Raw genomic sequence first — 19,705 nt, forward strand, 5'->3', positions numbered from 1 at the left:
CCTCGCGTTTTTCGTTTTTTATAGTCGATGTCGAACAGCAGACAGCACCAGGGCCATTTCGCGCGCAAGCGCTTCGGGCAGAACTTCCTCGTCGATCACGGCGTGATCGACTCGATCGTCGCGACGATCGGTCCGGCGCGCGGCCAGCGGATGGTCGAGATCGGCCCGGGCCTCGGCGCGCTGACCGAGCCGCTGATCGCGCGCCTCGCGACGCCCGAGTCGCCGCTGCATGCGGTCGAGCTCGACCGCGACCTGATCGCCCGGCTGACGCAGCGCTTCGGCCCGCTGCTCGAACTGCATGCGGGCGACGCGCTCGCGTTCGACTTCCGCTCGCTCGCGGCGGCCGGCGACAAGCCGTCGCTGCGCATCGTCGGCAATCTGCCGTACAACATTTCCAGCCCGCTGCTGTTCCACCTGATGACGTTCGCCGACGTGGTCGTCGACCAGCATTTCATGCTGCAGAACGAGGTCGTCGAGCGGATGGTCGCCGAGCCGGGCACGAAGGCGTTTTCGCGCCTGTCCGTGATGCTGCAGTACCGCTACGTGATGGACAAGATGATGGACGTGCCGCCGGAGTCGTTTCAGCCGCCGCCGAAGGTGGATTCGGCGATCGTGCGGATGATTCCGTACGAGCCGCACGAACTGCCGGACGTCGATCCGGTGCTGCTCGGCGAGGTCGTGACGGCGGCGTTCTCGCAGCGCCGCAAGATGCTGCGCAACACGCTCGGCGACTATCGCGAGACGGTCGATTTCGACGCGCTCGGCTTCGATCTCGCGCGCCGCGCCGAAGATGTGAGCGTGGCCGAGTACGTCGGCGTTGCGCAGGCGCTTGCGGCGGCGCGCAAGGCCGGGTGACGCGGGCGGCGCTGACGCCGGACACGCGCGCCGATCTTCGAGGCTGTCTGGACGGCAGCCTTTTTCAATTGCGCGCGGGCGCGTTGACGAGGCCGATGCCGGCCAGCACGAGCGCGGCGGCCGACATGAAGCGCCAGCCGACCGATTCGCCGAGCAACAGCACCCCGAACGCAACGCCGAACAGCGGCGACAGGAACGTGAACACCGACAGCCGCGACGCGATGTAGCGCGTCAGCAGCCAGAACCAGGACAGATAGCTGACGAACGCGACGATCACCGACTGGTACGCGAGGCTCGCGACCGCGACGGGCGTGACGTGCGCGAACGTGGCCTGGCCGAGCAGCGCGGCCAGCGCGAGCAGCATCGCGGCCGACACCGTGAGCTGGTAGAACAGCGTCTTGCTCGCGCTCGCATGCGCGAGCGACGTCGAGCGCACGACGACCGTCGTCGCCGCCCACATCGCGCCGCCGAGAATCCCGAGCGCGTCGCCGGCAAGCCCGGCGAGCACCGATGCGCCGGGTGCGAGCGGTTTCAGGAAGCCGTCGGCGAACGCGAGCGCGATGCCGGCGAACGCCAGGCCGACGCCGAGCCACTGGGTGCGCTGCAGGCGCTCGCCCGGCGTAAACAGGTGCAGGCCGAGCGCGGTGAAGCACGGCGCCGTGTACAGGAAGATCGCCATGTGCGACGCGCTCGTCAGCGTCAGGCCGAAGAACACGCAGATGAATTCGCCGGCGAACAGCGCGCCGGCCGCGAGCCCGGGGACGAACGTGCGGTCCGCGCGAAACAGCGGCGTGCCGCGTGCACGCGCCCAGCCCAACAGCAGCAGCGCGGCGATCAGCGAGCGCAGGCCGGCCTGGAACATCGGCGGGATCGCGGCGTTGGTGCTCTTGATCGCGACCTGCTGGAAACCCCAGATCGCGCACAGCAGCAGCATCAGGCCGACTGCGCGCGTGTCGGGCGCGCGGCGCGCGGGGGCGGCGGCGAGCGTGCTCATCGGCGGGCCTCGCCGGAACGGGAGGGCGGACGGCTGGCGCGTACGGCGCGCTCGAATCGGTGGCGGTGCACGGCGGTCTGGTGGTTGGCTAAGGTGGACAGGCGGTGCGTGGGGCGAGCTGCGACGATGTTACCCGATCGGTGTGGCGTGTGCTGCCGCGGGCGTCCGGCTAGGCGCCCCCAGCTAGGCGCTCCCAGCTAGGCGCCCCCAACGAAATCCCCCCGACTCTGGTAGAGTCTGCCGTTCAGGCAAGTCCCCACGGAGTACAAGAAATGCGTTTACTGCACACGATGCTGCGAGTCGGCGATCTCGACCGCTCGATCAAGTTCTATACCGAATTGCTCGGCATGAAGCTGCTGCGCCGCCACGATTATCCGGAAGGCAAGTTCACGCTCGCGTTCGTCGGCTACGAAGAGGAAAGCAAGGGCACGGTGATCGAGCTGACCCACAACTGGGATACCCCGTCCTACGACCTCGGCACGGGTTTCGGCCACCTGGCGCTGGAAGTCGACGATGCGTACAAGGCCTGCGAGCAGATCAAGGCGCAAGGCGGCAAGGTCACGCGCGAAGCGGGCCCGATGAAGCACGGCACGACCGTGATCGCGTTCGTCGAGGATCCGGACGGCTACAAGATCGAGTTCATCCAGAAGAAGGCGCACTGAGCGCCGGATGAGCGGCTCGCGGCGCGCGCCATGCGCGTCGCGATGCAAAACGGGCGGTGCGGGGATTTCCGCACCGCCCGTTCGTTTTTTTACAGCGACGGCAGCAGCTCCGGCGGATGATGCTTGAGCGTGTGCCGCGCTTCGCGGAATTCCGGGAAGATCGACTCGACGGTCTGCCAGAAGCGCGGGCTGTGGTTCATCTCGCGCAGATGCGACAGCTCGTGCGCGACGACGTAGTCGATGATCGACATCGGAAAATGGATCAGCCGCCAGTTCAGGCGAATCTTGCCGTCGCTCGAGCAGCTGCCCCAGCGCGTCGCGGCCGACGACAGCGCATACATCGAATACGTGACGCCGAGCTTGTCCGCGTAGAACGCGAGCCGTTCGCCGAAGATCCGCTTCGCCTCGCCCTGCAGCCAGCCCTGCACGCGGTCCTTGATCTGCTGCGCATCGGCGTGCGCGGGCAGCGGCAACCGCAGCGCATCGCCGTCGAACGCGACCGCGCCGGCATCGGACGCGAGCGCGACCGTCACCGATTTGCCCAGATACGGAAGCTGCGCGCCATCGCGCCAGTCGATCTGCGGCAGCGCGCGTTGCTCGGTGCGCGTCTTCCATTCCGCGAGTTTCGCGAAGATCCAGCGCTGCTTTTCGGTGATCGCCGCTTCGATATCCGCAAGCGTGACCCAGCGCGGCGCGGTGATCGTCAGCCCGCTGCCGTCGATCGTGAAGCCGATCGTGCGGCGCGCGGAGCGCTTCAGCCGGTATTCGAGCGTGCGGCTGTCGAGCGCGAACGTGCGCACGCGCGAACGGTCGGGTGCGGGATCGGGCGCCGCTGCGGGCGGCGCTTCGGGCGGCGTCTGCTGCGCGGCGGGCGCGGACGGCGCGGCGGCCGGCCCGTCGAAGAGCGGCAGATCCAGCTGGCGATGATCGAGGGCCACGACGGCGGGTCGTGGCCGCGGACGCTTCTTCATCAATTCGCTTCGTCTTGTAGTACGCAACAACGGATCCGGCCCGGGTGAATCAGACTTGCGCGGCATTGCGCTTTTCGGCACTGCCCGGCGCGCGGTAGGCGTCCGGGTCGATGCGGCGCATTTCCGCTTCGATCCACGCTTCGACCTGCGAGTTCAATACGTCGGGCGTGAGGCCGGCCGATTCGATCGGCTTGCCGATCGACACCGTGACGACGCCCGGGAATTTCGTGAACGAATTGCGCGGCCACACATTGCCCGCGTTGTGCGCGATCGGCACGACCGGCGCGCCGGTCTCGATCGCGAAGCGCGCGCCGCCCGTCTTGTACTTGCCCTGCTTGCCGACCGGCGTGCGCGTGCCTTCGGGGAACATGATCACCCACGCGCCTTCCGCGAGCCGCTTCTTGCCCTGGCTGATCACCGAGCCGAACGCGTTCTTGCCTTCCTTGCGGTTGATGTGAACCATGTGCAGCATGCCGAGCGCCCAGCCGAAGAACGGCACGTACAGCAGCTCGCGCTTGAACACGTAGCAGAGCGGCTTCGGCATCAGCGCCGGAAACGCGAGCGTTTCCCATGCGGACTGGTGCTTCGACAGCAGCACGGCCGCGCCGTCGGGCAGGTTCTCCATCCCTTCGATCCGGTAGCGGATGCCGTTCAGCCAGCGCACGACCCACAGTGTGGACTTGCACCAGCCGGCCGCCATCCAGTAGCGCGCGTCGGGGCGCAGGAACGGGAACGCGATGAAGCACGCGGTCGCGTACGGCACCGTGTACAGGATGAAGTAGATCAGCAGCAGCAGGGAGCGGACAAAGCGCATCGGCGTGTGTCTGGCGTAAGGGAGGATGCGCGCGGCGGCCGCATCACTCGTGTTCGTCTGAAAGGAAATCGAGCGCGAATGCGCGCAGGTCGTCGTGGACCTTCGTGCCGGGCGGCAGGTTGCCCGCGGCAAGCGTCTTCTTGCCCTTGCCGGTCAGCACGAGATGCGGCTGGAAGCCGAGCGCGACGCCGGCCTGCAGGTCGCGCAGCGAATCGCCGACCACCGGCGTATGGTCCGGATCGATCTCGAAACGGTCGGCGATCATCTGCATCATGCCGGGCTTCGGCTTGCGGCAGTCGCAGTGGTCTTCCGCCGTGTGCGGGCAGAAGAACACCGCGTCGATGCGCGCGCCGACCGCCGCCGCCGCGCGATGCATCTTCAGATGCATCGCGTTGAGCGTCGCCATGTCGAACAGGCCGCGGCCGATGCCGGACTGGTTGGTCGCGACGACCACGCGATACCCCGCGTGGTTGAGCCGCGCGATCGCCTCGAGGCTGCCGGGCAGCGGGATCCACTCGTCGGGCGTCTTGACGAACGCATCCGAATCGACGTTGATCACGCCGTCCCGGTCGAGGACGACGAGCTTCCTGGTGGGACTGGTCGGCATCGTGCAGCCCTTATGCGGCAAGCTTCGAGATGTCTGCGACGCAGTTCATCTGCTGGTGCAGCGCGGACAGCAGCGCGAGGCGGTTCGCACGCAGCGCGGGATCGTCGGCGTTGACCATCACGCCGTCGAAGAACGCGTCGACCGGCGCGCGCAGCGCGGCGAGCGCCGACAGCGCGCCCGTGTACGCACGCGCCTCGAGCTGCGACTGCACGCGCGGCGTCACGGCCGCGAGCTGCTCGTGCAGCGCCTTCTCGGCCGCTTCGACGAACAGCGTCGGCTGCACCGCGCCGTTCGCGCCGCTTTCCGACTTCTTCAGGATGTTCGAGATCCGCTTGTTCGCGGCGGCCAGCGCTTCGGCTTCCGCGAGGCGCGTGAATTCGCGCACCGCGTCGAGGCGCGCGACGATGTCGTCGAGGCGGGTCGGGTTCAGGCTCAGCACCGCGTCGACTTCGCCCGCCGTGTAGCCGCGCTCGCGCAGCAGGCCGCGCAGGCGGTCCATGAAGAACGCGAGGATCGCATCGGTCGATTCGGCGACGTCCGGCACGGTCGCGAAGCGCGCATGCGCGAGGCGCAGCAGCGACACGAGATCGAGCGGCAGCTGCTTCTCGAGCAGCAAGCGCAGCACGCCGAGCGCGTGGCGGCGCAGCGCGAACGGATCCTTCTCGCCGGTCGGCGCGAGGCCGATGCCCCAGATGCCGACGATCGTCTCGAGCTTGTCGGCGAGCGCGACCGCGGTCGACACGGGCGTCGTCGGCAGCGCGTCGCCGGAGAAGCGCGGCTGGTAGTGCTCGGTGCACGCGACAGCGACGTCGTCCGGCTCGCCGTCGTGGCGGGCGTAGTACGTGCCCATCGTGCCCTGCAGCTCGGGGAACTCGCCGACCATGTCGGTCAGCAGGTCGGCCTTCGCCAGTCGCGCGGCGCGCTTCGCATGCGCCGCGTCGGCGCCGATCGCCGGCGCGATTTCGCCGGCCAGCGCCTCGAGGCGCTCGACGCGCGCGAGCGTCGTGCCGAGCTTGTTGTGATAGACGACGTTCGCGAGCAGCGGCACGCGGTCGGCGAGCGTCTTCTTCTTGTCCTGCTCGAAGAAGAACTTCGCGTCGGCGAGGCGCGGGCGCACGACGCGCTCGTTGCCTTCGATGATCTCGCCCGGCGTCTTCGTCTCGATGTTCGACACGATCAGGAAGCGCGAGCGCAGCTTGCCGGCGATGTCGGTCAGCGCGAAATACTTCTGGTTGGTCTGCATCGTAAGGATCAGGCATTCCTGCGGCACCTGCAGGAATTCGTCCTCGAAGCGGCACGGATAGACGACCGGCCATTCGACCAGCGACGTGACTTCGTCGAGCAGCGCTTCGGGCATCACGACCGTGTCGCCGTTCGCGTGTTCGTTCAGCTGCGTGCGGATCGTTTCGCGGCGATCGGCAAAGTGCGCGATCACGCGGCCCTTGTCGCGCAGCGTGTCGGCGTAGGCGTGCGCATGCTGGATCGCGACGAGGCCGTCGGACAGGAAGCGGTGGCCGAGCGTGGTGTCGCCGGCATCGATGCCGAACGCGGTGACGGGCACGATGCGATCGTCGTGCAGCACCGTCAGCCGATGCACCGGGCGCACGAACTTCACGTCGGTGCCGTCCGGGCGCTGGTAGGTCATGAACTTCGGGATCGGCAGCTTCGCGAGCGTTTCGTCGAGCGCGGCCTGCAGGCCGTCGGCGAGCGTCGCGCCGGCAGCCGAATAGTTGACGAAGAACGCTTCGGCCTTGCCGTCCTGCGCGCGTTCGAGATCGGCGATCGACAGGTTCGGGTGGCCGAGCGCCGCGAGCTTCTTCGCGAGCGGGGCCGTCGGCTTGCCTTCGGCGTCGAGTGCGACCGACACGGGCAGGACCTTTTCGCGGACCTGTTTTTCAGGCGCGACGGCGCGCACGTTCTGCACGACGACGGCGAGGCGGCGCGGCGTGGCGTAGCGTTCGAACACGAGTTCGCCTTCGACGAGGTCGCGCGCCGAGAGGCGTTGCGCGAGACCTTCGGCGAATGCATCGCCGAGGCGCGCGAGGGCCTTCGGCGGCAGCTCTTCGGTCAGCAGTTCGACGAGCAGGGGGGCGGGATGATTGTGCGTCATGATGTGAAGAAATCTCGTCTCGTCAGTCCTGATCGATCTTGCGTTCGACCTTGAGCGGCGGCACCCATGCCGGCTGCGCGGCTTCCTGGGCGTCGGTGGTGAGGCCCGGCACGCCCGGCGGGTTGCCGAGCATCGGGAAGCCGAGCTTCTCGCGCGAGTCGTAGTAGGCCTGCGCGACGAGGCGCGACAGTGCGCGGATGCGGCCGATGTACGCCGCGCGCTCGGTCACCGAGATCGCGCCGCGCGCATCGAGCAGGTTGAACGTGTGGCCGGCCTTCAGCACGAGTTCGTACGCGGGCAGCGCGAGCTGCGCGTCGATCATCTTCTTCGCTTCCGCTTCGTAGCTGTTGAAGAAGGTGAACAGCAGGTCGACGTTCGCGTGCTCGAAGTTGTAGGTCGACTGCTCGACCTCGTTCTGGTGGTAGACGTCGCCGTACGACAGGCGGCGCAGTTCGGGGCCGTTCGGGCCTTGCTCTTCCCATTCGGTCCATACGAGGTCGTACACGTTCTCGACCTTCTGCAGGTACATCGCGAGGCGCTCGAGGCCGTACGTGATCTCGCCGAGCACCGGCTTGCATTCGAGGCCGCCGACTTCCTGGAAATACGTGAACTGCGTGACTTCCATCCCGTTCAGCCACACTTCCCAGCCGAGGCCCCACGCGCCGAGCGTCGGGTTCTCCCAGTCGTCCTCGACGAAGCGCACGTCGTTCTGCTTCAGGTCGAAGCCGAGCGCTTCGAGCGAGCCGAGGTACAGGTCGAGGATGTTTTCCGGCGCCGGCTTGAGCACGACCTGGTACTGGTAGTAGTGCTGCAGGCGGTTCGGGTTCTCGCCGTAGCGGCCGTCCTTCGGGCGGCGCGACGGCTGCACGTACGCGGCGCGCCACGGCTCGGGGCCGACCGCGCGCAGGAACGTGTGGACATGCGACGTGCCCGCGCCGACTTCCATGTCGATGGGCTGGAGCAGAGCGCAACCCTGCTTGTCCCAGTAGGACTGCAGGGTCAGGATGATTTGCTGAAACGTAAGCATGAAGAGCCTTCGTGGCGCTGGCGCTCCGTTGCGGGCGGCGTCCCGGGCGGGAACCCGGGGGCGGCTCGCGCGGCGGCGCGGCTTGTTAGTGTGCTGAAACGCGCAATTTTACCGGATCGGCGAGGCGATGCGGCCGGAACGGCGACGAGGGGGGCGCCGAGGCCCGGACGGCGGCCCGGCGCGCGTCGCGTCGGCCGGATCGCGCGGGTGCGTCGGCTGGCGTCCCGGCGCCGCGCGCGGACGTTAAGATGCGCGTATTCCGCGTCGCGCGGCCGAAGGGCGGCCGCGCAGCTCACCGTATCCGATCGCATGGACGACTCGACCGATTTCCTCATTCCGCTGCTGCCGCCGTTCACCGCGCTGCTCGGGCGGGCCGCCGACGCGCAGGCGCGCGGCGACCGCGCCGCGCACGATCTCTGGCTTGCCGCTGCCGCCCACCTGCACGGGGCCGACCCGGCTTCGCTCGCGAGCCTCACCGCGGCGCTCGTCGCGCGGCAGCGCACGGCGGACGCGATCGCGCTGGCCGACCTGGGCGCGCGTCTGCATCCGAATGCGGCCGCCCGCTTCAATCTCGGCTACGCGCTGCAGATGGCCGGCCGCCACGCCGAGGCGGTCGCGCCTTACCGCGCGGCACTCGCGACCGAGCCCGACCTGCCGTCGCTGCGCAACAACCTCGCGATCGCGCTGCGGCTGTCGGGCGGCGATCGCGCGGAGGAGGCCGCGCTGCTCGAGGAGGCGGTGACTTTCGATCCGCACGACGTGCAGGCCTGGATCAACCTCGTCACCGTGCGTCTCGCCGCGCAGGACCTGACGGGGGCGCTCGCGTGCGCGGAGCGGCTCGTCGTGCTCGCGCCGGACAACGCGCTCGCGATGAACAACGTCGCGATGGCGATGAAGGAAGCGCAGCGCTGGGACGACGCCGAGCGCCATGCCGCGCGCGCGTGCGAGCTCGCGCCGGGCGACGCGTCGCACCGCTTCAATCTCGCGATCGTCCATCTCGTGCGCGGCGATTACGCGGCGGGCTGGCGCGAGCACGAAGCGCGCTGGGACGGCTCCGGCGAATTGCGCGGCCGCCTGCCGGCGCTGCCCGGGCCACGCTGGCGGGGCGAGCCGCTCGCCGGCAAGACGCTGCTCGTGTGGGGCGAGCAGGGGATGGGCGACGTGCTGCAGTTCTGCCGTTTCATCGCGCCGCTTGCCGAGCGCGTGCATCGCGAAGGCGGGCGGCTGGCATGGAACACGTTTCCGCAGATGGGCGCGCTGATGCAGCGCAGCCTCGGCGCGCATGCGGACGTGTTCGGCGCGGGCGGCGGCGTCGACGCGCTGCCGCCGTTCGACTACGAGGTGCCGCTGATCAGCCTGCCGCTGATGCTCGGCACGGGCGACGCGACGCTGGCGGCGTCGGTGCCGTACCTGCGGGCCGACGCGCGCGCACGCGATGCGTGGCGCGCGCGCCTCGCGGGTGAAACACGGCCGAAGGTGGGGCTCGTGTGGACCGGCAGCGCGGGGCACCAGCGCAATCCGTTCCGAAGGGTCGGGATCGAGCGCTACGTGGACGCATTGCGCGGGATCGACGGCGTCGCGTTCTATTCGCTGCAGCCGGGCGCGGCGGCCGACTGCGCCGCCGCGCGCGCGGCCGGTCTGCCGATCGCCGATCACACTGCCGAGCTGCAGAGCTTCGACGACACGGCCGCATTCATCGGCGCGCTGGATCTCGTCATTACCGTGTGTACGTCGGTCGCACATCTGGCCGGCGCGCTCGGCGCGCCGACCTGGGTGCTGCTCGACGTGAATCCGCACTGGCCGTGGCTGCTCGAGCGGCGCGACAGCCCGTGGTATCCGAGCGCGACGCTGTACCGGCAGCCGGCGTTCGGGCAGTGGGAGCCGGTGATGGAAGAGGTTGCAGCGGATTTGCGGCGTCTGGCCGGTGGCTGACGCGCGCAACCTGCCGTGACAGCCGGCGTGGCTGCCCGCCGCGTCATGCCTCTTCGTCGCGGCGGGCAGCCACGCCGTTGCGCCGCCGCAGCCCCGGCCCGAACGTGAACCCGAACGCGAGCAGCACGAACGACACCGCGAGCACGGCGGCGTTGCCGCTCCGCACATAGGGCGTGAAGCCGCTCGTGCCTTCGATGCGCACGTCGAGCGAGCCGATCGTGAACGGCTTGAGCTGGCCGAGCACGCGGCCGCGCGCGTCGATCGCGGCCGTCATGCCCGTGTTGGTCGCACGCAGCATCGGCCGGCCGGTCTCGAGCGCGCGCATTCGCGCGATCTGCAGGTGCTGGTCGAGCGCGATCGTGTCGCCGAACCACGCGAGGTTCGTCACGTTGACGAGCACGCCGGGCGGCTGCGGGTTGTCGCGAATGGTGGCGGCGATCTCCTCGCCGAAGATGTCCTCGTAGCAGATGTCGGCCATCACCGGCTGGTTGCGCACGAGGAACGGCTTCTGCACCGGCGCGCCGCGCGCGAAATCGCCGAGCGGCATCTTCATCAGGTCGACGAACCAGCGGAAGCCCCACGGGATGAATTCGCCGAAGGGCACGAGGTGGTGCTTGTCGTAGTGATAGATGTCGCGCGAATTCGGCGTCACGCCGTACAGGCTGTTCGTGTAGTCGACGTAGCGCCCGTCGTCGGTGACCGACGCGCCGACCGCGCCGAACAGCACCGCGGAGCCCGTGCTGTCGCTGAACGTGCGCACCGCGCGCGCGAACGGCTCGGGCAATTCCTGGATCATCACCGCGATCGCCGTCTCGGGCGTGACGATCAGGTCGGCGGGCTGGTCGGTGATCATTTGCGTGTACATCTTGATCGCCGCGTCGATGCCCGCCTGTTCGAACTTGATGTCCTGCTTCACGTTGCCCTGCAGCAGCCGGACCGTGAGCGGCGCGTTCGCGGGCACGGTCCACGTCGCCTGCGACAGCGCGACGCCGGCCGAGACGAGCGCGAGCGCGACGCCGGCCGGCGCCGCGATGCGCACGCGCCGGTCGCCGCCGTTGCCCGCCTGCCGCGCGGGGGGCCGACGGGCGGCGGCGAGCGCCTGCACGGCCAGCGCGGCGAACAGCGCGAGCAGCCAGCCGATCCCGTACACGCCGACGATCGCCGCGAACCCCGCGAACGGGCCGTCGACCTGCGGATAGCCGCTCGCGAGCCACGGAAAGCCGGTGAAGACGGTGCCGCGCAGCCATTCGCCGAGCGCCCACGCGCTCGCGAACGCGAACGCGCCGTGCCAGGTCGGCGAGAACGGCCGCGGGTCCGGTTCGCGGCGGTGCCACGCGTGGCCCGCGCAGAACGACCACAGCCCGGCCGAGAACGCCGGATACAGCGACAGGAACAGCGTGAACAGCAACAGCGCGGCGCCGGCGAGCGGCGCGGCCATCTCGCCGTACACGTGCATGCTGATGAAGAGCCACCAGATGCCGGAGATGAAGTTGCCGAAGCCGAACGCGCCGCCCGTCAGCGCCGCGCTCTTCCAGCTCGCGGTGCGCGTGAGCTGCGCGAAAAACCAGACGAATACCAGGAGCTGCAGCCAGCCGCCGTGCGGGGTCGGCGCGAAGGTCAGCGTATTGGCCGCGCCGGCGAGCAGCGCGGCGGGGTAGTGCCAGCGCGGCAGCGTGCGGCCGGGCGCCGGCGCGAGGAGGCCGCCTGCCGGGCGGGACGGGATCGGATCGTCCATGCGATTCGAGGGAGGGCGAAGCGGTTGGTGGAGACGCCGCGCGGGGCGCGGCGGTCAGGATGGTCAGTCTTCGTGCGACGTCTCGGCGCGGCGGCTCGCGAGCGGACTGCGGCGCACCAGCAGCACGTGGACCTGGCGCGCGTCGCCGCGCTGGATCTCGAACACGAGGTTGCCGAGCTGCAGCTTCTCGCCGCGGTGCGGGACGCGCCCGAAATGGTGCGTGATCAGGCCGCCGATCGTATCGACTTCCTCGTCGGGGAAATCGGTGCCGAACGCCTCGTTGAACTGCTCGATTTCCGTCAGCGCGCGCACGCGGTAGCGGCCGTCCGGGCCGGCGATGATGTTGCCGGCTTCCTCGTCGAAATCGTATTCGTCCTCGATGTCGCCGACGATCTGCTCGAGCACGTCCTCGATCGTGATCAGGCCCGCGACGCCGCCGTATTCGTCGACGACGATCGCGAGGTGGTTGCGGTTGACCCGGAAGTCGTGCAGCAGCACGTTCAGGCGCTTCGATTCCGGGATGAACACGACCGGACGCAGCATTCCGCGCACGTCGAATTCCTCTTCCGCGTAGAAGCGCAGCAGATCCTTCGCGAGCAGCACGCCGATCACGTTGTCGCGGTTCTCCTCGTAGACGGGGTAGCGCGAGTGGGCCTTTTCGAGGACGAACGGGATGAAATCCTCGGGCTTGTCGGCGATGTTGATCGCGTCCATCTGCGCGCGCGGCACCATGATGTCGCGGGCGCACAGGTCGGACACCTGGAACACGCCCTCGATCATCGACAGCGAATCGGCGTCGATCAGGTTGCGTTCGTGGGCGTCCTGGAGGATTTCGAGCAACTCGCCGCGGGATTCGGGCTCGGGCGAGATGAAGTCGGTCAGGCGCTCGAGCAGCGAGCGCTTTTCATGCGGTTTGTCGTTGGACTTTCGACTGGGATACGAATCGTTCATGGTGGTGCGCCCGGTTCACGTCGGGGCGCGCTGTCACGGAAATGGCAAGGATACACCACGGGCAAGGCGCGACCGTGTCACCCAGGCCATTCGGCCGGGGCGGGCAGCCGCGCAAGCCCCGCTCGGGGACAGGCGGGCTCGGCGCCACGCCGTCCTGTCGTTTCCATCCTATCTCAGAAAGGCGCGGCGGGGCAGCGTCGGACGAAATTCCGGGCAGACCGGCCGGTCGGGTGTTTTTTTCGGTGACGGGTGGAGTGCGACGATTTGCCGCCGGGCGGCTGGCGACCGGGTTCAGAACCGCATGCCGGCCGAGCAGCCGCCGCCTGCCCCGCCGTTCGTCGCGGCGCCGCCGCAGCCGAATATGCCGCAGCCGGACAGCGCGACGCTCGCGACGACGATCAGTGCGACGGTTTTGCAGCGCGGCCAGCGGGGCGGGGTCATGGCGGGCGTCCTTCGAAGGTGAACGGGCGGTGAGGGCGAAGGCCGCCGTGCGGCGCGTCAGCGGCAGCGTGCCAGCAGTCCTTCCAGCGCGCGATCCGGGATGCCGCTCGCGCGCAGCGCGTCGACGGTCCGGCTCACGTAGTCGAGCGTCGTGCCGTAGCGCCCGGACGCGCAGTCGAACACTTCCTTCACGACGCGGTCCGGCAGCTTGCCGGTGTAGGTCGGTGCGTCGCGCCGCATCACGAACGCGAGCGCCATCACGCGTTCGCCGTTGCCGAGCGAGCACGGCAGCCACGCGGGCCGGTACGAGCCCATCGGCATCTCGCGTTTCCACAGCGTTTCGAGATGCGGCTGCGCGGTCGCGCCGGCGAGCCGGAACGCGATGCCGCTGCACGAGCCGCCGCGGTCGAGCGCCAGCACGAGGCCCGGGCGCTCCGGCGTGCCGCGGTTCACGCGCGACCACAGATAGAGGCCGCGGTGATAGCCGTGCACCTTGCCGCGCACGGCGTCGACGGTCGGCAGCCCGGGATTCCAGATCAGCGACCCATAGCCGAACAGCCACAGATCGTGCCGGCCGTCCCAGTCGCGCATCGTGTGCGCGAGCGACGCCGCGAGCTCGTCTTCCGTCAGCAGCCGTCCCTCGCCGATCGACGGCGGGTACGCGGGCGGGAGCGTGGCGGCGTTGCGCATCGGGGGTGGGGCGGCTTACCGGTACGGGTTCGGGAAGCCCAGTTTCGCGAGGATGTCGACTTCGAGCGCTTCCATCTCGGCGGCGTCCTCGTCGCTCGTCTCATGGTCGTAGCCCTGCGCATGCAGCACGCCGTGCACGAGCAGGTGCGCGTAGTGGGCGTCGAGCGGCTTGCCCTGCTCGCGCGCCTCCTTCTCGACGACCGGGCAGCACAGCACGAGGTCTCCGATCACGGTGCCGTCCGGCGCTTCGTCGTACGCGAAGGTCAGCACGTTGGTCGGGTAGTCCTTGTGGCGGTAGCTGTCGTTCAGCGAGCGGCCTTCTTCTTCGCCGACGAAGCGCACGGTGAGTTGCGCGTCGGCGAACAGCGCGGGCGCGATCCATTCGGCGATCAGCTTGCGTTTGGGCAGCGCCTTGCGCACGTCGCCGGTGATCTCGTCGCCGTACTGGACGGCGAGGTCGAGCTCGGGATCGCGGATCGCTTCGTCATCGAGGCCGACGTCGCGCGGCGCGGGTTCGGCGCCGACGTGCAGCGTGATGCTGTCGTAGTGCTCGGGCTGGAGCGCGAGCTTCGCGCGCATCGCCGGATCGGCGTGCTGCGCGACGATCGCGACGGCGGCTTCACCGGACGCGCCGGACAGGTCGAACATCAGGCTGCGGCCGTCGGGAAAATCGATTCGCAGCCCCTGCGCGTCGACGGATTTGACCTTGCCCTTCGCATCGAACAGCGAAAGACGGAGCGTTTCGGACGTGGCCTGGTCGGCGCGGACGGACTTGCGGGAGCGGGACGATTTCATGACGCGTCGGGCAATTGGAACGCGATGAGGATACACCAAACGGCCAATCCCGCCCGAATTCGGCCGACGCGGGAACCGCGCGCCGCGCAGCCGAAAAAACGCCCGGCGCGCCGTGGGGCGGGCCGGGCCGGGCGTGTGACGGGCGGGCGCGTCAGTCGTCCGTCAGTCGTCCTTGTGCTGCGCGTGGAACTCGTCGTACGCCTCGACGATGCGCGCGACGAGCGGATGCCGGACCACGTCGGCGCTCGTGAAGCGCGTGAGCGCGATGCCGCGCACGCCGCCGAGCACCTGCTGCGCCTCGATCAGGCCGCTTTTCTGCGCGCGCGGCAGGTCGACCTGGCTCGTGTCGCCGGTGACGACCGCCTTCGAGCCGAAGCCGATCCGCGTGAGGAACATCTTCATCTGCTCGGGCGTCGTGTTCTGCGCCTCGTCGAGGATGATGAACGCGTGGTTCAGCGTGCGGCCGCGCATGTACGCGAGCGGCGCGATCTCGATCATCTGGCGCTCGAACATCTTCGCGGTCTTGTCGAAGCCGAGCAGGTCGTACAGCGCGTCGTACAGCGGCCGCAGGTACGGATCGACCTTCTGCGCGAGGTCGCCCGGCAGGAAGCCGAGCCGCTCGCCGGCCTCGACGGCCGGGCGCGTCAGCACGATGCGCTTGACCTGGTCGCGCTCGAGCGCGTCGACCGCGCATGCGACCGCGAGATAGGTCTTGCCGGTGCCGGCCGGGCCGATGCCGAACGTGATGTCGTGCGACAGGATCTGCTTCAGGTATTCGCGCTGCGCGGGCGTGCGGCCGCGCAGGTCGGCGCGGCGCGTGTAGAGCTTCGGCGCGGGCTCCTCGAGCTCCTCGTCGTCGACGCGCATCACCGGCTCGTCGAACGGATGGTCGGGGTCGCCGCGGAAGCGCACGTCGAGCGTGTCTTCGACGCGGCCGTTGCCGCCCGTATGACGCACCTCGACGAGCGCGAGCTGGATGTCGTCGACCGACAGCGGATCGCGCGCGCGGTTGTAGAAGTTTTCGAGCGCGGTGAGCGCGAGCTTGGCGCCGCGCCCGCGGATCGTGATCCGGTGGCCGCGCCGCTGCAGCGTGACGTCGAGCGCCTGTTCGATCTGCCGCAGGTTCTCGTCGAGCGGGCCGCAGAGATTCGCGAGGCGCGCGTTGTCGTCGCGCGGCGCGGTGAATTCCAGTGCTTGGGTGGGCTTCAAAGTGGCGTCGGGCTCCTGTGTCCTGTGGAACGTCAGTGCGTGGCCGTGCTCGCGTCGTCGTGCGCGAGCACGAGTTCGCCGCGCAGCGAGTGCGGGTACGCGTGATTGATCTTCACGTCGATCATCTGGCCGATCAGGCGCGGGTGCGACGCGAGCGGCGCCGGGAAGTTCACGACCCGGTTGTTCTCGGTGCGGCCCGCGAGCTCGTTCGGGTCCTTGCGCGACGGCCCCTCGACGAGGATGCGCTCGACCTTCCCGACCATCGACTGGCTGATGCGTGCGACGTTCTCCTCGATCGTCGCCTGCACATGTTGCAGGCGTTTGAGCTTGACCTCGCGCGGCGTGTCGTCGTGCAAGTTCGCGGCTGGCGTGCCGGGGCGCGGGCTGTAGATGAACGAGAAGCTCGTGTCGTAGCTCATCTCGTGCACGAGCGCCATCATCTTGTCGAAATCGGCCTCGGTCTCGCCGGGGAAGCCGACGATCAGGTCGGTCGACAGCGACAGGTCCGGGCGGATCGCGCGCAGCTTGCGGATCACCGACTTGTACTCGAGCACCGTGTAGCCGCGCTTCATCGCCATCAGGATCCGGTCGGAGCCGTGCTGGACCGGCAGGTGCAGGTGGTTCACGAGCTTCGGCACCTTCGCGTACATGTCGATCAGGCGCTGCGTGAATTCCTTCGGGTGCGACGTCGTGTAGCGAATGCGCTCGATGCCGGGGATGTCGGCGACGTATTCGATCAGCGTCGCGAAATCGGCGATCTCGGACGAGCCGGCCGTCAGCGCGCCCCGGTAGGCGTTCACGTTCTGGCCGAGCAGCGTGACTTCGCGCACGCCCTGGTCGGCGAGACCCGCGACCTCGGTCAGCACGTCGTCGAGCGGGCGCGACACTTCATCGCCGCGCGTGTACGGCACGACGCAGTAGCTGCAGTACTTCGAGCAGCCTTCCATGATCGACACGAACGCGCTCGGGCCCTCGACGCGCGCGGGCGGCAGGTGGTCGAACTTCTCGATTTCGGGGAACGTGATGTCGACCTGCGCGCGGCCGCTCGCGCGGCGCTGGTCGATCATCTGCGGCAGGCGGTGCAATGTCTGCGGGCCGAACACGAGGTCGACGTACGGCGCGCGCGACACGATCGACGCGCCTTCCTGGCTCGCGACGCAGCCGCCGACGCCGATCAGCAGGTCCGGCTTCGCCTCCTTCAGCTCGCGCACGCGGCCGAGGTCGGAGAACACCTTCTCCTGCGCCTTCTCGCGCACCGAGCAGGTGTTGAACAGGATGATGTCCGCGTCTTCCGGGGTGTCGGTCTTTTCGAGGCCTTCGGCGGCATTGAGCACGTCCACCATCTTGTCCGAGTCGTACTCGTTCATCTGGCAGCCGAAGGTCTTTACGTAAACTTTTTTCGTCATGGGGATTCGCCGTTCGCAGTGGTTGACCTGGGGGCGTCGTCTAGGGTGAATCGGGACGGCCGCCCGCCGCGCGGCGCATGCGCCGCCGCCGGGAAGAGACCGTCGGGAAAGCTTTCTATTATAGCTTTTGATCCCGCGCGGAACGGCCGGCGGGGGGGCGGGCGCATGCGACGGCGGCAGCCGTGGGTCGGACCCCGGCGGCGGGCCGTCGGGCGCTCAGCGGCACGCATTCAGCAGGTCGTCGAGCGCCGCCTCCTCGCGTGCGAAGCGTTCCGCGAGGAAATCGAGCAGCACGCGCACGCGCGGCGCCATGTAGCGCCTGCTGTGATGGATCGCGTGCAGCGGCGCGTCCTCCTGCCGCCAGTCGGGCAGCAGCACGCGCAGCCGCCCCGTGCGCACGTCGTCCGCGACGTCCCAGATCGACTTCTGCACGATCCCGTGGCCGCGCAGCGCCCACGCGCGGGCGAGGCCGCCGTCGTTCGTCTCGAACGCGTTCGCGAGCGGCACGGTATAGGTCTGCACCTCGCCGTCGCGCGTGAAGCGCCACGCGTTCAGCGGCCCGGATGCGAGCGTGATCACGATGCACGGAAAGCGGGCCAGATCGTGTGGATCGCGCGGCGCGCCGTGCCGCGCGACGAACGCCGGGGACGCGCACAGCACGCGCCGGTTCGCGGCGAGCCGGCGGGCGACCAGCGCGCTGTCGGGCGGCGCGGCGAAGCGGATCGCGAGGTCGATCTCGTCCTGCCACAGGTTCAACGACGAATCGGCCGCGGTCAGCGAGAACGTCACGTCCGGATGCTGCGCGGTAAATGCGTCGAGCCAGTCGAGCAGCCGGTTGCGGCCGAAATCGGACGTCGACGACAGCCGCACCTTGCCGCCGACGACATTGCGGCCCGCCTGCAGCATCGCATCCGCATCGTCGAGCGCTTGCAGCGCCTGCCGGCAGCAGTTCAGGTACAGGCGGCCCTCGTCGGTGAGCCGCAGCTGCCGCGTCGAGCGCTCGAACAGGCGGGTCGCGACCTGCGCCTCGAGCTTGGCGAGACGCGCGCTCGCGGCGGCCGGCGTCAGGTTCAGCTTGCGCCCGGCGGCGGACAGGCTGCCCAGTTCCGCCGCCTCGACGAACAGCCGGATATCGCCCAGTCGGTCCATCCGATTTTTCGATAACTTTTGAAAATGATTCAAATGCTACGCCAATTATCAAAAATCGGCGGATTCGGGAGAATGCGCGCACATCCCGTCATTTTGTGCAGCGCGGCACCGTTCCGGCGGCGCGCCTGCCGCTCCCGGAGAACACCATGCCCGTCCCGTTGCTGGCGCTCGCGATCAGCGCCTTCGCCATCGGCACCACCGAGTTCATCATCATGGGCCTCCTGCCCGAGGTCGCGCACGATCTGGCGGTGTCGCTGCCGTCCGCCGGGCTGCTCGTGACCGGCTACGCGCTCGGCGTCGCGGTCGGCGCGCCGCTGCTCGCGGTGCTGACGAGCCGCATGCCGCGCAAGACCGCGCTGCAGCTGCTGATGGCGATCTTCATCGCAGGCAACGTGCTGTGCGCGACCGCGTCCGGCTACGCGATGCTGATGGTCGCGCGCGTCGTCACGTCGTTCGCGCACGGCTCGTTCTTCGGGATCGGCGCGGTGGTCGCCGCGTCGCTCGTGCCGGCCGACAAGCGCGCGAGCGCGATCGCGCTGATGTTCACGGGCCTCACGCTGTCGAACGTGCTCGGCGTGCCGTTCGGCACGTTCGTCGGCCAGCTGCTCGGCTGGCGCGCGTCGTTCTGGATTGTCGCGGCGCTCGGCGTCGCGTCGCTCGCAGGCATCGCCGCGCTGGTGCCGACCCGCCACGACGGCGGCCCGATCGGGCTCGGCCGCGAAGTGCGCGTGCTCAAGGAGCCGCAGGTGTGGCTCGCGCTGCTGATGACCGTGCTCGGCTTCGGCGGCGTGTTCGTCGTGTTCACCTATATCGCGCCGATCCTCGAAAGCGTGTCCGGCTACTCGCCGCGCGCGGTCGCGCTGATCCTCGTGCTGTTCGGCGCCGGCCTCACGATCGGCAACACGCTCGGCGGCAAGCTCGCCGACCGCGCGCTGATGCCGTCGCTGATGGCGATCCTCGTCGCGCTGATCGCGGTGATGGCCGTGTTCGCGAAGACCAGCCACCTGCCGGTCGCGGCCGCGCTCACCGTGTTCGTGTGGGGGATCGCCGCGTTCGCGACGGTGCCGCCGCTGCAGGCGCGCGTCGTCGAGAAGGCGGCGAGCGCGCCGCATCTCGCGTCGACGCTCAACATCGGCGCGTTCAACGTCGGCAACGCCGGCGGCGCGTGGCTCGGCGGCCTTGCGCTCGGCCACGGCATCGCGCTCGACGCGCTGCCGTGGGTCGCGGCCGCGGTGACCTTCGCGGCGCTCGTCGTCACGTGGCTCGCGGCGCGGCTCGACGCGCGCGGCCCGGCGCAGGGCGCCGCGGCGGCGGCGCGATAGCGTGGGAACGGGCCACGCCGATACGCATTCCTCCG

Annotated in this window: 18 protein-coding genes; 4 read left to right on the plus strand and 14 right to left on the minus strand. The window is 69.2% G+C overall.

Features of this window, described 5'->3' with window-relative positions; all coding sequences use genetic code 11:
• Positions 1 to 27: 27 nt before the first annotated feature.
• Entirely contained in the window at positions 28 to 855 is an 828-nt protein-coding gene (gene rsmA, locus HWX31_RS13560; RefSeq protein ID WP_059713912.1) for a 16S rRNA (adenine(1518)-N(6)/adenine(1519)-N(6))-dimethyltransferase RsmA, read from the plus strand.
• A gap of 64 nt (positions 856 to 919) precedes the next feature.
• Here rsmA and HWX31_RS13565 read toward each other — a convergent pair whose 3' ends face one another.
• Positions 920 to 1,849 carry a DMT family transporter gene (locus HWX31_RS13565; RefSeq protein ID WP_174965623.1) on the minus strand — a complete coding sequence of 310 codons (930 nt, stop codon included), beginning with the start codon at positions 1,847 to 1,849 and terminating at the stop codon, positions 920 to 922.
• A 272-nt stretch (positions 1,850 to 2,121) separates the two neighbouring features.
• On the opposite strand from HWX31_RS13565, the gene gloA reads away from it, so the two are divergent.
• Positions 2,122 to 2,511, plus strand: a complete 390-nt coding sequence (gene gloA, locus HWX31_RS13570) for a lactoylglutathione lyase (RefSeq protein ID WP_174965622.1) — start codon at positions 2,122 to 2,124, stop codon at positions 2,509 to 2,511.
• 89 nt (positions 2,512 to 2,600) lie between these two features.
• Here the strand turns inward: gloA and HWX31_RS13575 are convergent, their stop codons facing one another.
• Genes HWX31_RS13575 through glyQ form a run of 5 tightly spaced genes read right to left on the minus strand, consistent with a single transcriptional unit; the run spans position 2,601 to position 8,040 of the window.
• Complete coding sequence (locus HWX31_RS13575; protein WP_174965621.1) at positions 2,601 to 3,482, minus strand: M48 family metallopeptidase; 882 nt, start codon at positions 3,480 to 3,482, stop codon at positions 2,601 to 2,603.
• Positions 3,483 to 3,531: 49 nt separating this feature from the next.
• Positions 3,532 to 4,296, minus strand: coding sequence for a lysophospholipid acyltransferase family protein (locus tag HWX31_RS13580; protein WP_174965620.1), 765 nt, complete (start codon positions 4,294 to 4,296; stop codon positions 3,532 to 3,534).
• A gap of 43 nt (positions 4,297 to 4,339) precedes the next feature.
• Positions 4,340 to 4,903: a D-glycero-beta-D-manno-heptose 1,7-bisphosphate 7-phosphatase gene (gene gmhB / locus HWX31_RS13585; protein WP_010090739.1), complete on the minus strand. Its 564-nt coding sequence runs from the start codon at positions 4,901 to 4,903 to the stop codon at positions 4,340 to 4,342.
• A 10-nt stretch (positions 4,904 to 4,913) separates the two neighbouring features.
• The gene (glyS, locus tag HWX31_RS13590; protein ID WP_174965619.1) at positions 4,914 to 7,013 is read right to left on the minus strand and encodes a glycine--tRNA ligase subunit beta; all 2,100 of its coding nucleotides are present in this window, start codon (positions 7,011 to 7,013) and stop codon (positions 4,914 to 4,916) included.
• Between the two features lie 22 nt (positions 7,014 to 7,035).
• Positions 7,036 to 8,040, minus strand: a complete 1,005-nt coding sequence (gene glyQ / locus HWX31_RS13595; protein WP_080424676.1) for a glycine--tRNA ligase subunit alpha — start codon at positions 8,038 to 8,040, stop codon at positions 7,036 to 7,038.
• Positions 8,041 to 8,349: 309 nt separating this feature from the next.
• Here glyQ and HWX31_RS13600 point away from each other — a divergent pair, with 309 nt between their 5' ends.
• Entirely contained in the window at positions 8,350 to 9,972 is a 1,623-nt protein-coding gene (locus HWX31_RS13600) for a tetratricopeptide repeat protein (RefSeq protein WP_174965618.1), read from the plus strand.
• 43 nt (positions 9,973 to 10,015) lie between these two features.
• Here HWX31_RS13600 and lnt read toward each other — a convergent pair whose 3' ends face one another.
• From lnt to HWX31_RS13640, 8 genes are all read right to left on the minus strand, one after another.
• A complete protein-coding gene (gene lnt, locus HWX31_RS13605) occupies positions 10,016 to 11,707 on the minus strand; it encodes an apolipoprotein N-acyltransferase (protein ID WP_174965617.1) in 1,692 nt (563 codons plus the stop codon).
• Positions 11,708 to 11,770: 63 nt separating this feature from the next.
• Entirely contained in the window at positions 11,771 to 12,658 is an 888-nt protein-coding gene (locus HWX31_RS13610; protein WP_059612048.1) for an HlyC/CorC family transporter, read from the minus strand.
• A 291-nt stretch (positions 12,659 to 12,949) separates the two neighbouring features.
• The gene (locus tag HWX31_RS13615; protein ID WP_174965616.1) at positions 12,950 to 13,099 is read right to left on the minus strand and encodes a hypothetical protein; all 150 of its coding nucleotides are present in this window, start codon (positions 13,097 to 13,099) and stop codon (positions 12,950 to 12,952) included.
• A 57-nt stretch (positions 13,100 to 13,156) separates the two neighbouring features.
• Entirely contained in the window at positions 13,157 to 13,789 is a 633-nt protein-coding gene (locus HWX31_RS13620; RefSeq protein WP_174965615.1) for a gamma-glutamylcyclotransferase, read from the minus strand.
• 15 nt (positions 13,790 to 13,804) lie between these two features.
• Positions 13,805 to 14,584, minus strand: a complete 780-nt coding sequence (gene ybeY / locus HWX31_RS13625; RefSeq protein WP_174965614.1) for an rRNA maturation RNase YbeY — start codon at positions 14,582 to 14,584, stop codon at positions 13,805 to 13,807.
• A 162-nt stretch (positions 14,585 to 14,746) separates the two neighbouring features.
• Entirely contained in the window at positions 14,747 to 15,793 is a 1,047-nt protein-coding gene (locus tag HWX31_RS13630) for a PhoH family protein (RefSeq protein ID WP_059612042.1), read from the minus strand.
• A 32-nt stretch (positions 15,794 to 15,825) separates the two neighbouring features.
• Positions 15,826 to 17,199: a tRNA (N6-isopentenyl adenosine(37)-C2)-methylthiotransferase MiaB gene (miaB, locus tag HWX31_RS13635; RefSeq protein WP_059526736.1), complete on the minus strand. Its 1,374-nt coding sequence runs from the start codon at positions 17,197 to 17,199 to the stop codon at positions 15,826 to 15,828.
• A gap of 216 nt (positions 17,200 to 17,415) precedes the next feature.
• Complete coding sequence (locus HWX31_RS13640) at positions 17,416 to 18,348, minus strand: LysR family transcriptional regulator (RefSeq protein WP_174965613.1); 933 nt, start codon at positions 18,346 to 18,348, stop codon at positions 17,416 to 17,418.
• Between the two features lie 146 nt (positions 18,349 to 18,494).
• On the opposite strand from HWX31_RS13640, the gene HWX31_RS13645 reads away from it, so the two are divergent.
• The gene (locus tag HWX31_RS13645) at positions 18,495 to 19,670 is read left to right on the plus strand and encodes an MFS transporter (protein ID WP_174965612.1); all 1,176 of its coding nucleotides are present in this window, start codon (positions 18,495 to 18,497) and stop codon (positions 19,668 to 19,670) included.
• Positions 19,671 to 19,705 lie beyond the last annotated feature (35 nt).

The sequence above is a fragment of the Burkholderia ubonensis genome, from assembly GCF_902833085.1.
GTDB classification, from domain to species: Bacteria; Pseudomonadota; Gammaproteobacteria; order Burkholderiales; family Burkholderiaceae; genus Burkholderia; species Burkholderia ubonensis.